The following is a 9,658-nucleotide window of genomic DNA, read 5'->3' as shown; positions in this document are numbered from 1 at the left end:
TCCTCGGTGATGCCGGGGATCTTGATGTCCATCTGCAGCGAGGTGATGCCGTCGGCGGTGCCGGCGACCTTGAAGTCCATGTCGCCGAGGTGGTCCTCGTCGCCCAGGATGTCGGTGAGGATGGCGAATTCGCCCGACGGCTCCAGGATCAGGCCCATGGCGACGCCGGAGACCGGCTTCTTCAAGGGCACGCCGGCGTCCATCAGGGCGAGCGAGCCGCCGCAGACCGAGGCCATCGAGGACGAGCCGTTGGACTCGGTGATCTCGCTGACCAGGCGCATCGTGTAGGGGAACTCCTCAGGGGTGGGGAGCATGGGGCGCAGCGCCCGCCACGCCAGCTTGCCATGGCCGATCTCACGACGGCCGGGCGAGCCCATGCGGCCGGTTTCGCCGACGCTGTAGGGAGGGAAGTTGTAGTGCAGGAGGAACTTCTCCTTGTAGGTCCCTTCCAGCGCGTCGATGAACTGCTCGTCGTCGCCGGTGCCGAGCGTGGCCACCACCAGCGCCTGCGTCTCGCCGCGGGTGAACAGGGCCGAGCCGTGGGCGCGGGGCAGGATGCCCACTTCCGACTCGATGGCACGGACCGTCGTCAGGTCGCGGCCATCCACACGATGCTTGTTATCTATGATGTCCCTACGTAGGACCGCCGCTTCAACCTCCTTAAAGGCAGAGCTGAACTTGGCGGGATCCATCCCCGCCTCATCCTGAACTTCGGCGAAGTGAGCCTTCGCTTTAGCCTTGGCCACTTGCACGGCCTCATGGCGTTCAGCCTTGGCAGTAAGCCGGTAAGCGGCCAGCAGGTCGTCCTTCACGTTCAGCGCGATAGCAACCGTGAGCGCGTCCAAATCTGTTGGCTGGAAGTCCACCGGCTCCTTGGCGGCGTGGTCGGCGAGCTCGACGATGGCGTCGATCACCGGCTGCATGTGCTTGTGGGCGAAGGTGACGCCGCCGAGCACGATGTCCTCGGCGAGCTCCTGGATCTCCGATTCCACCATCATCACCGCGTCCGCGGTGCCGGCGACGATCAGGTCCATGCGGTTGTCCGCGGACTTCACCTGGTCCAGCGTCGGGTTCAGCACGTACTCGCCGTCGATGTAGCCGACGCGGGCGCCGCCGATCGGGCCCATGAAGGGCGCGCCGGACAGCGTGAGGGCCGCCGACGCGGCGACCATGGCCACGATGTCGGGATCGTTCTCAAGGTCGTGCGCCAGCACGGTGACGACGACCTGGACCTCGTTCTTGAAGCCCTTGACGAACAGGGGACGGATCGGACGGTCGATCAGCCGCGAGGTGAGCGTCTCCTTCTCGGACGGACGACCTTCGCGCTTGAAGAAGCCGCCGGGGATCTTGCCCGCGGCGAAGGTCTTCTCCTGGTAGTTCACCGTCAGCGGGAAGAAGTCGATCCCCGCCTTGGGGGTCTTGGCGGCCACCACGGTGGCGAGCACGACGGTCTCGCCGTAGGTGGCGAGCACTGAGCCGTCGGCCTGGCGGGCGATGCGGCCGGTTTCCAGGGTCAGCGAGCGGCCGCCCCACTCTATGGTCTTGCGCTTGATGTCGAACATGAAAGGTCTTTCGGTTCCACGAGCCCCATTGCTCGCGGGCGGACAGGGGCGGGCGCGGCTTCTAGGCGGGTCCGGGTATGCCTCTCCAGTGACCCCGCACGCCCATGCGGGCGGGGTGGATTCGAGGATCGACGAGACCCTCGCGATAATGGCGGACGATGGTGTCCGCAGTGGTGCGTGCTTCGAAACGCCCTTCGGGCTCCTCAGCATGACGAAGGTTGGTGCTGCTAAAGAAGCTCGCCAGAATCTTCGTCATGCTGAGGAGCGGGTCCTCAGGCCGCGTCTCGAAGCACGCAGATCGCTTACCGCCGCAGGCCGAGCGTGCCGATGATGGCCTTGTAGCGTTCGGCGTCCGACGCGTTCAGGTGGTCCAGCAACCGGCGGCGCTGGGACACCATCTTCAGGAGGCCACGACGGCTGTGGTTGTCCTTCTTGTGGGTCTTGAAGTGTTCGGTCAGGTTGGCGATCCGTTCGGAGAGGATCGCGACCTGGACTTCGGCCGAGCCCGTATCGTTTTCGGTGCGGGCGTGGGTGGTGATCAGTTCGGCCTTGCGGTCGGGCGTGATCGACATCGTTGAACTACTCCTGGTCGAGGTGGAAGATGCGGGTCGGACTGACCCGGCCTGCTCGGAGTTCGCAGAGGGCATGCGCCCGTCCCTCGTAGGTGGCCAGAACGGTTCGACCCGCATCGTGGCCCGCGACGGATCGCGGGACGAGGCGGGCGCGAAGCTCTTCCACCTGTCGGGGAACGAGGACGACGCTGCGTCCCTGCTTCAGCCTGAAGGCGTCTTCGGTGGTCAGGGCCAGGGCCGGGATGTCGTCCAGCGCGGTCTCGACCGGAAGCAGCACCCCCAGGCGATCGGCAGTATCCTCGATTTCGCAGAGTTTTTCCAGAGGCGTCGCGTTGGCCTCAGTGAAATCGCCCACCCGGGTGCGTCGGAGCGCCGAAACGTGCCCGCAGGCGTTCAGGGCGGAGGCCAGATCGCGCACCACCGCCCGGACGTACGAGCCCTTCCCGCAGTCCATCTCGAAGGTCACGTGGTCGGCGTCGTGCTCTGTGATTTCCAGCCGATGCACGATGATGGCGCGCGCCTCCAGCTCGAACGCGACGCCCTCCCGCGCCAGGTCATAGGCGCGCTCGCCGTTCACCTTGATGGCCGAGAAGTTGGGCGGAACCTGCATGATCTCGCCGCGGAAGGCGGGCAGGGCGGCTTCGACATCGGCGAGCGGCGGGCGGACGTCGGAGCTGGCGGTGGTCTCGCCCTCGCGGTCGAAGCTGGCGGTGGTCTGGCCCCAGGCGATGGTAAAGCGGTAGCTCTTCTCCGCCTCCATCAGGAAGGGCACGGTCTTGGTGGCCTCGCCCAGCGCGATGGGCAGGATGCCGGATGCGAGCGGGTCCAGCGTGCCGGCATGGCCGGCCTTCTGGGCGTTGTAGAGCCGCTTGATGCGCGACACCGCGTCGGTGGAGCCGAGGTCCACCGGCTTGTCCAGGCACACCCAGCCGGAGACCTGATCGCCCTTCTTCTTGCGCTGGCGGCTCATTCGTCGTCCGCCTTGGAGGGGGCGGTGAACACCCGCACCGACCCGCCGATCGGCTCCTCGTCGTCCGCCGCCTCTTCCGCATGGCGCACGGCGTCGGCCTGCCGGGCCTGGGCGATCAGGCGTTCCATGCGGTCAGCCTCGGCGAAGCTCTCGTCGTGGACGAAGCGCAGGTCCGGGGTGAACTTCAGCTCCACATGGCGGCCGAGCTTGCCGCGCAGGAACTTGGCGGCGCGGTTCAGGCCCTCGATCACCGCGCGCACATGCACGCCCCCTAGCGGCTCCACGAAAACCATGGCGTGGCGCAGGTCCGGGCTCATGCGCACCTCGGTCACCGTAACCGAGACGTCCTCCAGGGCGCCGTCGTTGAGGTTCTCCTCGCGCAGGATCTCCGCCATCGCATGGCGCACCAGCTCGCCCGCGCGGAGCTGACGCTGCGACGGACCGGCGTCGCGCCGGCCTTTCTGACCTGGTTTCATGGGGAACTCTCTTCGGCTCGATCAGCCCACGGTTCGGACGCGGGCGGGAGCATTGGGGCGGTACGCCGGAAAGCGGGGGGAGTTAGGCGGTGGCGGCCGGCTTGTCCAGCGGCGCCTATATGACAGCAAATTCCGCGCTCAGGCTGTCGCGTACATAGGCCGCCACCCCGTCCTCGAGTGAATGGAAGTTCGGCGCCAGGCCCGCCGCCTGGAGCTTCGCCGTGTCGGCCTCGGTGAAGTACTGGTAGCGACCTCGGAGCGCCTCGGGCATGTCGCGGTAGGCGATGGCCGCAGGCTGGTCGGCTGCGGCGAACACCGCGCGCGCCAAGTCGGCGAAGCTGCGCGCCTTACCTGTGCCTACGTTGTAGATGCCCGACAGCTGGGGCGCTCGCAGCATGTTGCGGATCACCGCGCAGCAATCGGCCACATAGATGAAGTCGCGCAACTGGCCGCCATCGGCGTAGTCGAGATGGTGCGACTTGAACAGGCTGATCGTCTCGCCCCGGCTCGCGGCCGGATAGATCTGGTGCACAACCGATCGCATGGCGCCCTTGTGAGCCTCGGCCGGGCCATAGACGTTGAAGAACTTGAGCCCCGCCCAGCCAGCAGGCGTCGGCCGACCGCGCCGCACATCGTCGGCGACGCGCCGGTCCACCACGTGCTTGCTCCAGCCATAGGCGTTCAGCGGCTTCAGCCGGGCCAGGGCCCCGGGGCTGTCGTCGTCCACGAAGCCCTGCGAGCCATCGCCGTAGGTGGCGGCGGAGGAGGCGTAGATCAGCCGGCTCCCGTGCTCCGCCGCATAGGTCCACAGGTCGAGCGTCGCGCGGATGTTGCGATCCACGATCAGGTCCACGTCCGTTTCCGTGGTGGCCGACACGGCCCCCATGTGGACGATGGCCGAGGGCGGCTCGGCCTGCGCCTTCAGCCACGCGGGCGCGGCCTCGGGCCGGATCACGTCGTGGAGCAGCACGCCCTGCAGGTTGGTCCACTTGGCGCCGTGCTCGAACCAGTCGCAGGCGACCACCCGCGCGCCGTCCTCGGCCAGCATGCGCGCCACGTTGGAGCCGATGAAGCCGGCAGCGCCGGTCACCAGGATGAGATCGTCCATGCCCGCCCAGGTCCGCCGGTCGCCGACCGGCCGCTTACGACAGCCGCCGCGGTCGCGCCAGCGCTCAGGCGCCGGCCGCAGCGACCCGGTGCAACCGCCGGCGAAGGCCGAGGTAGCGGACCAGGATGACGCCGGCCATCAGGGTGGAGCACACCGCCGCCGCCACCAGGATGGGCGCCAGCCATCCCAGCCACACGATGGGGGCGAGCAGATAGAGCGCGTCATCCAGATGGAAGCCGAAACCGCCGTTCCAGATGCGCACGCCGGGGCCGGAGAGCTTCTCGTACACCTCCGACAGCCAGCAGCAGGCGACCATGGCCATGGCGGCCTCAAAGCCGACGAGCGGCGCGGACGGCCCAAGCCAGCTGTGACGCAGACCCACGCCCGCCGCCAGGAAGAAGGCGGAGTTGACCCACAGGTCGACCTGATAATCGTAACGGTGTCCCGCCGCGCTCATCATGTTCCCTATCCGCGCCAGCTCGCCGTCGGCCCGGTCCAGGAAGGCGGAAGCCAGCCACAGCGCGCCGCCCCAGGCGGCGCCGGCCGGCGCGCCGAGCGCGATGCCGATGCAGGCGGCGACGCCTGTGATCAGGCGCAGGGTGGTCAGGTGGTTGGGCGTCACGCCCGTGCCGACCAGGGGTCGGACCATCCAGCGCGCGGCGGCGTGGGTCCAGGTATCGTTCAAGGGAAGGCTCCGGACGATCCGGCCTACGTGGGTCCGGATTTCTTCTGCGCAATGTTCGCGCAAACTGTCCTTCAAGCAAAGCGGAGCGTGGTCGCACCGCTTCGGCTCGCACCCATCAGGTCGCTGGCGCGTCCATGAAGCCGGGCATCCAGCCCTCGTGAGCCTGCCGGAGGTCGGCCAGGGCGATGGCGAACAGGCTGGTGGAGGCGAAGGCCTCGCCCCCAACATGGCCCGCCTCGCTGGCCCGCACGCCGGCCTCGCGCGCCCGTTGCAGCACGGCTTGGGGATCAGGCGTGGCCAGCAGGTAGCGGCCCTGGTCCTCGCCGAACAGGTAGCCGTGGGCATGGACCAGCGCTGTGGCGCGCAGCTCCACCCCGACACCGGATGCCAGCGCCATCTCTGCCGCCGCGCCGACCAGGCCGCCGTCGGAGAGGTCGTGGACGGCGTGCAGGTGGCCCTCGCGGATCAGTCTGCGGACAAGATCGCCGTGCCGCTTCTCGGCGCCGAGGTCGACCGGCGGAGGCGCCCAGCCATCGCGCCGAGGACCGTCCGCCCCGAGCCCTTCGCGCAGGTACAGGCTGGCGCCCAGCTCGCCACGGGTTTCACCGATCAGCACCAGGGTGTCGCCGGCCCGCATCCTGGCGTAGCCGATGGCCTCCGCATAGTCGGGGATCAGCCCCACGGCGCCTACGGTCGGCGTGGGCGGGATCGCGGCCCCGTTGGTCTCGTTGTAGAGGCTCACGTTTCCGCTCACTACCGGGAAGTCCAGCGCGCGGCAGGCCTCGCCCATGCCGGCGATGGCGCGCACGATCTGGCCCATGATCTCCGGCCGCTCCGGATTTCCGAAGTTCAGGTTGTCGGTCACCGCGATGGGATCGGCGCCCACGGCGGTCAGGTTGCGCCAAGCCTCGGCCACCGCCTGCTTGCCGCCCTCGTAGGGGTTGGCGGCGACATAGCGGGGCGTGACGTCGGAGGTCATCGCCAGGGCCTTGCGGGTCCCGTGAACCCGTACGACACCCGCGTCTGCGGCGGTGGCGCTGTCGGCCAGGGTGTCGGCCATGACATGGCGGTCGTACTGCTCCCACAGCCAGCGCTTGGAGGCCATGTCCGGGCAGCTCATCAGCTTGATCACCGCCTCTCGCCAGTCGACCGGCGGCGGAACGTCGGCAGGGTCCAGGCGGGGGAGCTCCGGCGGCTCGGTCCAGGGGCGATCGTAGAGCGGCGCGTCGTCGGACAGGGGGCCAAGCGGCAGGTCACACACCGTCTCGCCATGGTGCTTCAGCACGATGCGGCCGGTATCGGTGGTGGCGCCGATCACCGCAGCGTCCAAGCCCCACTTCTCGAAGATGGCGTAGGCCTCCGGTTCGCGGCCGGGCTTCAGGATGGCAAGCATGCGCTCCTGGCTCTCCGACAGCATCATCTCGTAGGCGCTCATGCCGGTCTCGCGCTGGGGCACGGCGTCGAGGTCGAGCTCGATCCCCACGCCGCCCTTGCCGGCCATCTCCACCGAGGACGAGGTGAGGCCCGCCGCCCCCATGTCCTGGATCGCGGCCACAGCGCCCGTGGCCATCAGCTCCAGCGTGGCCTCGATCAGCAGCTTCTCGGCGAACGGGTCGCCGACCTGCACGGTAGGGCGCTTATCCTCGCTGTCCTCGTCGAACTCCGCCGAGGCCATGGTCGCGCCGTGGATGCCGTCGCGCCCCGTCTTGGAGCCGAAATAGACCACCGGCAGGCCTGCGGAGGGCGCGGCGGAATAGAAGATCTTGTCCGCATCGGCGATGCCGACGCACATGGCGTTGACCAGGATGTTGCCGTCGTAGCCCGTGTCGAAGTTGGTCTCGCCGCCCACCGTCGGCACGCCCACGCAGTTGCCGTAGCCGCCGATGCCCGACACGACGCCCGCCACCAGCCGCCGGGTCTTGGGGTGGTCCGGGCTCCCGAAGCGCAGCGCATTCAGCAGCGCCACCGGGCGCGCGCCCATGGTGAAGACGTCGCGCATGATGCCGCCGACGCCCGTCGCCGCGCCCTGGTAGGGCTCGATGAAGCTCGGATGGTTGTGGCTCTCCATCTTGAAGATGCAGGCCTGCCGTACTCCGTTGGGGCCATCGCCGATGTCAACTACGCCCGCATTCTCGCCTGGACCGCAGATCACCTTTGGCCCCGTGGTCGGCAGGGTCTTCAGGTGCAGGCGGGAGGACTTGTAGGAGCAGTGCTCGCTCCACATCACCGAGAAGACGCCGAGCTCCACCGCGTTCGGCTCGCGGCCCAGCCGCGTCAAGATCAGGGCATATTCTTCAGCCTTCAGCCCGTACTCGCGGGCGAGGTCGGCCATAGGCTTCGGGGCGGCGGCTTGCATCGCGCCCGGTTAGCGGATTCCGCGGACCCTGTCAGGACGCGTGCGCCCCGCCTCGGGGAACGGCCGGGCCGGGGAGGGGATTAGACTCCACGAACCTTCCCAGTCAGGAGCGCCGCATGGCCGATCCGAAACCCACCCTTCGTAAGAACGCCTTCGAGGAGATGTTCGACCGCCCCGTCACCCGGCCGGACAACGACGAGGGGATGAGCCCGACCCTCGGCGAAGACGTCAGCGTCGCGCACGAGCGGGAGGAGGACGCCTGCAACCGCGCCCACGACGTACAAGACAGCGAGGAGGCCTGAGCCATGGCCGAGAAGACCGACGAGACCTACGATCCCTCCACCGTGGAGGTCGACCGCGGCCGCGAGCAGGGGCTGGGCATGGGCGAGAAGGACCTGCAGCGCCAGCGTGACCCGGGCGACGGGCTGGGCTCCGAGGAGCGGAGCACGGAAGTCGATGCGGACGACGAGGAGGACACCGGCGACGGGTTCGGGCGGGCTGAACCCGTTTCCTGACAGCTTTGTGCTGACTGGCGGACTTTGATCCGCTCATCCCGGCGACTGCCGGGACCCGGATCAAAGGGCTCAATGTCCCGGGCTTAGCCAGACCTGCTCGAACGGAGCCCTATGATCTGGGTCCCGGCAGTCGCCGGGATGAGCGGTTATAAGGGATGAGGGAGTGTCGCCCCTCTTGCTCAGCCCCAATGGCGGACCGGCCCCACGTCCACATGCACGAAGTCCGACGAGGGATAGTAGCCCACGCCGCCGCGGCCGATGGCCAGCGCGGCGCTGTGCAGGTGGGACAGTTCCACGTCCTCGAGCCGGATATCCGAGGCCATGCCCTTCATGTGGTAGCTGTTCTGCGCCACGCCGTTCGTCGTCTCGTGCAGCATGGCGTTGGTCTCGGGCGAGCGGTAGCCCGAGATGATCTGGAACGGCCGGCGGCTGCCGGTCACGTCGCGGATGGTGTGCCAGAGGTCGAACAGTTGGGGCTGCATCTCGTGGATCTCGCCGGTGCGATAGTCGCGCATGACGTGGTTCATCGCGTCCAGCGCGTCCTGGACGTAGCGGCCGCGGTCGAAGTAGATGGCCGAGATCGACTCGCCGGTGTGCAGGTTGTGCACCGCGACCTCGCGCGGGCCGAGGCCGCCCGGCGCGCCCCAAAAGCCCTGGGCGCCGAGATAGCCCTGCGCCTTGCCGAGCCCGGGCAGCAGCGTCGCGCCCGCGGCCATCGAAGCGCCGGACAGACCCAGCTTGAAGATATCGCGTCTTGCGTACACTACTCACCCTCACGCGGTTAGGCGTGTCCCGTTAACTACGTGCGGCCAGGCGCGCCGACAGGACACGTTGTCCCACGGGGCGAGTTGCAACGCGGTTAAGTCGTGAGGTTTATGGCGTCTGAATCGCGGCCTTTCGCCGAGTTAAGCAGGTCCATCAGCTTGTGATCCCAGTCATAGGCGTCGGCGCGGAACTGGGTCTGGCCCGAGTTGTCCACGAACGCCGTCCAATACAGGATATAGACTGGCACGGTCTGTGACAGCGGCACACGCACCGTATCCTCGCTGGCGACGGTCTTGTCGACCCGCTCCGGCGTCCAGCTCCCGTCGCCTTCCAGCAGCAGGTTGGCCAGCGCCTTGGGCTGCTCCAGCCTCACGCAACCGTGACTGGCCAGGCGGCTGCTGCGGCCGAAGGCGGCCTGGGCCGGGGTGTCGTGCAGGTAGACGTCGAAGCTGTTGGGAAAGTTGAACTTGAACCGGCCGAGCGCGCTCTTCGGTCCGGCCTTCTGGATCAGGCGGCCGTCGATGACGTGGTACTGGTTCCTCGCCAGATAGCCGTGGTCCTTGTGCGCCTTGGGCCAGATCTCCTTCTTGGCGATGGTGTCGGGCACGTGCCAGGGCGGGTTCAGCACGATGTCGGAGATGTTGGAGTG

12 protein-coding genes are annotated in these 9,658 nt (G+C 68.1%); 2 read left to right on the top strand and 10 right to left on the bottom strand.

Annotated features, from left to right (window positions below; genetic code table 11):
- From pnp to purL, 8 genes are all read right to left on the bottom strand, one after another.
- Positions 1-1,562, bottom strand: a 1,562-nt coding sequence (gene pnp / locus HUV06_RS11940) for a polyribonucleotide nucleotidyltransferase (RefSeq protein WP_174301490.1), incomplete at its 3' end; no start/stop codon positions are given.
- 61 nt (positions 1,563-1,623) lie between these two features.
- Positions 1,624-1,818: a hypothetical protein gene (locus tag HUV06_RS11935; protein WP_174301489.1), complete on the bottom strand. Its 195-nt coding sequence runs from the start codon at positions 1,816-1,818 to the stop codon at positions 1,624-1,626.
- A 46-nt stretch (positions 1,819-1,864) separates the two neighbouring features.
- Positions 1,865-2,134, bottom strand: coding sequence for a 30S ribosomal protein S15 (gene rpsO, locus HUV06_RS11930; protein WP_174301488.1), 270 nt, complete (start codon positions 2,132-2,134; stop codon positions 1,865-1,867).
- A gap of 7 nt (positions 2,135-2,141) precedes the next feature.
- Positions 2,142-3,104, bottom strand: coding sequence for a tRNA pseudouridine(55) synthase TruB (gene truB, locus HUV06_RS11925; protein ID WP_174301487.1), 963 nt, complete (start codon positions 3,102-3,104; stop codon positions 2,142-2,144).
- Positions 3,101-3,580 carry a 30S ribosome-binding factor RbfA gene (rbfA, locus tag HUV06_RS11920; protein ID WP_174301486.1) on the bottom strand — a complete coding sequence of 160 codons (480 nt, stop codon included), beginning with the start codon at positions 3,578-3,580 and terminating at the stop codon, positions 3,101-3,103. Before rbfA ends, truB begins: the two co-directional genes overlap by 4 nt.
- Before the next feature lie 115 nt (positions 3,581-3,695).
- Positions 3,696-4,688 (bottom strand): ADP-glyceromanno-heptose 6-epimerase, encoded by a 993-nt coding sequence (gene rfaD / locus HUV06_RS11915; protein WP_174301485.1) that lies wholly within the window; start codon positions 4,686-4,688, stop codon positions 3,696-3,698.
- A 64-nt stretch (positions 4,689-4,752) separates the two neighbouring features.
- The gene (locus HUV06_RS11910) at positions 4,753-5,373 is read right to left on the bottom strand and encodes a CDP-alcohol phosphatidyltransferase family protein (protein WP_174301484.1); all 621 of its coding nucleotides are present in this window, start codon (positions 5,371-5,373) and stop codon (positions 4,753-4,755) included.
- 115 nt (positions 5,374-5,488) lie between these two features.
- A complete protein-coding gene (gene purL / locus HUV06_RS11905; RefSeq protein ID WP_174301483.1) occupies positions 5,489-7,729 on the bottom strand; it encodes a phosphoribosylformylglycinamidine synthase subunit PurL in 2,241 nt (746 codons plus the stop codon).
- 116 nt (positions 7,730-7,845) lie between these two features.
- Between purL and HUV06_RS11900 the strand changes: the two genes are divergently transcribed.
- Both HUV06_RS11900 and HUV06_RS11895 read left to right on the top strand, forming a co-directional pair.
- The gene (locus HUV06_RS11900; RefSeq protein ID WP_174301482.1) at positions 7,846-8,031 is read left to right on the top strand and encodes a hypothetical protein; all 186 of its coding nucleotides are present in this window, start codon (positions 7,846-7,848) and stop codon (positions 8,029-8,031) included.
- Positions 8,032-8,034: 3 nt separating this feature from the next.
- Positions 8,035-8,244 (top strand): hypothetical protein, encoded by a 210-nt coding sequence (locus HUV06_RS11895; protein WP_174301481.1) that lies wholly within the window; start codon positions 8,035-8,037, stop codon positions 8,242-8,244.
- Positions 8,245-8,423: 179 nt separating this feature from the next.
- On the opposite strand, the gene HUV06_RS11890 is transcribed toward HUV06_RS11895, so the two are convergent.
- Both HUV06_RS11890 and HUV06_RS11885 read right to left on the bottom strand, forming a co-directional pair.
- A complete protein-coding gene (locus HUV06_RS11890) occupies positions 8,424-9,008 on the bottom strand; it encodes a DUF882 domain-containing protein (protein WP_217433826.1) in 585 nt (194 codons plus the stop codon).
- A 95-nt stretch (positions 9,009-9,103) separates the two neighbouring features.
- Positions 9,104-9,658 (bottom strand): L,D-transpeptidase family protein (locus tag HUV06_RS11885; protein ID WP_174301480.1); only part of this gene is annotated, 555 nt, incomplete at its 5' end.

The organism is Caulobacter sp. S45 (genome assembly GCF_903642205.1).
Classification (GTDB): Bacteria; Pseudomonadota; Alphaproteobacteria; order Caulobacterales; family Caulobacteraceae; genus CAHJWH01.
Note: the sequence above shows the minus strand (reverse complement) of the source record. Positions and strands in the feature narration are given on the sequence as shown.

Coding starts and splice junctions, on each gene's coding strand:
- HUV06_RS11935 (WP_174301489.1), bottom strand. CDS start 1,818: ATGACGAAGATTCTGGCGAGCTTCTTTAGCAGCACCAACCTTCGTCAT.
- rpsO (WP_174301488.1), bottom strand. CDS start 2,134: ATGTCGATCACGCCCGACCGCAAGGCCGAACTGATCACCACCCACGCC.
- truB (WP_174301487.1), bottom strand. CDS start 3,104: ATGAGCCGCCAGCGCAAGAAGAAGGGCGATCAGGTCTCCGGCTGGGTG.
- rbfA (WP_174301486.1), bottom strand. CDS start 3,580: ATGAAACCAGGTCAGAAAGGCCGGCGCGACGCCGGTCCGTCGCAGCGT.
- rfaD (WP_174301485.1), bottom strand. CDS start 4,688: ATGGACGATCTCATCCTGGTGACCGGCGCTGCCGGCTTCATCGGCTCC.
- purL (WP_174301483.1), bottom strand. CDS start 7,729: ATGCAAGCCGCCGCCCCGAAGCCTATGGCCGACCTCGCCCGCGAGTAC.
- HUV06_RS11900 (WP_174301482.1), top strand. CDS start 7,846: ATGGCCGATCCGAAACCCACCCTTCGTAAGAACGCCTTCGAGGAGATG.
- HUV06_RS11895 (WP_174301481.1), top strand. CDS start 8,035: ATGGCCGAGAAGACCGACGAGACCTACGATCCCTCCACCGTGGAGGTC.